This is a genomic window from Metaprevotella massiliensis (genome assembly GCF_900241015.1).
The window spans coordinates 1-1,064 of record NZ_LT965944.1 but is presented as its reverse complement, the minus strand read 5'-3'; the positions used below and the strand labels follow the sequence as shown (position 1 = coordinate 1,064).

Sequence of the window (1,064 nt, the reverse complement as noted above, 5' to 3'; positions counted from 1 at the left end):
CCTGCAAAATGAGCTATTGAGCAATGTGAATCGTCAATTTAGTGCTGAAGGTATCTTGAATGGGCGAAACATGTGTATATATCGAATGGCATGACACTTTTCAGCCTGCAAAATGAGCTATAGGTCTCAAATCATACTTGGACTGCTTGTCAGCCTTGGTGGTTATCCGCTTGCCTATTGCATCCATGAAGGCAATAAATATGAGGGTCACACGATGCTGCCGACGATAAACGAGTTTGTAAGCAAATACGGATTGGAAAACTTCGTTGTGGTGGCAGATTCCGGTCTGATGAACAATGCCAACATAGCGGAACTTGAATCGCACGGCTACAAGTATATAATAGGTGCGAAGATAAAGAATGAAAGTCAGCAGGTCAAGAACTGGATACTGGAACAGCCCAGGCGCGACTGCCAGATGGTTGAATATGACAAAGGAGGCGGACGCCGTCTCTTGGTCGGCTATACTGATGACCGTGCAAAGAAAGATGCCTATAACCGGGAGAAGGGAATACGCAGGCTGGAAAAGGCTTACAAGCATGGCGCGCTCACGAAAGGCAATATTAACAAAAGAGGCTATAACAAGTTTTTATCGATGGATGGCGAAGTGAGAGTCACCATCAATTATAATCGTGTTGCTGATGATTCTCGTTGGGATGGTCTTAAAGGGTATCTCACCAATACGGATATACCAATACATGACGTATACACAGCATATCACAACCTTTGGCATGTGGAACGGGCCTTCCGTATAGCGAAATCAAAGATAGAAATACGTCCCATGTTTCATTTTACACGCAAACGAATCGAGGGCCATATATGCATCTGTTTCGTGGCTTTGAAAGTATACAAGGAATTGGAGCATATGCTGAAGACCTCAGAGATTAAGATGAGCATAGACAAGGTGCTTGCATTGGCAAAAACAATCACTACGATACAAAGTAAGCATCCAATATTAGCCGTCTTTCATAATAACAAACAACCCTTATATGTCTGGTAGCATATAAGGGTTGTTTGTTATTTGAAGTTTGAAGGTAGCATTTTCGTGAGTTCCTCCTCCGTCATGT

At 43.0% G+C, this 1,064-nt stretch carries 1 pseudogene; it reads left to right on the top strand.

What is annotated here, in order from left to right:
* Positions 1 to 127: 127 nt before the first annotated feature.
* A pseudogene (locus C1709_RS00860) lies at positions 128 to 952 on the top strand (IS1634 family transposase); the annotation flags it as partial.
* Positions 953 to 1,064 lie beyond the last annotated feature (112 nt).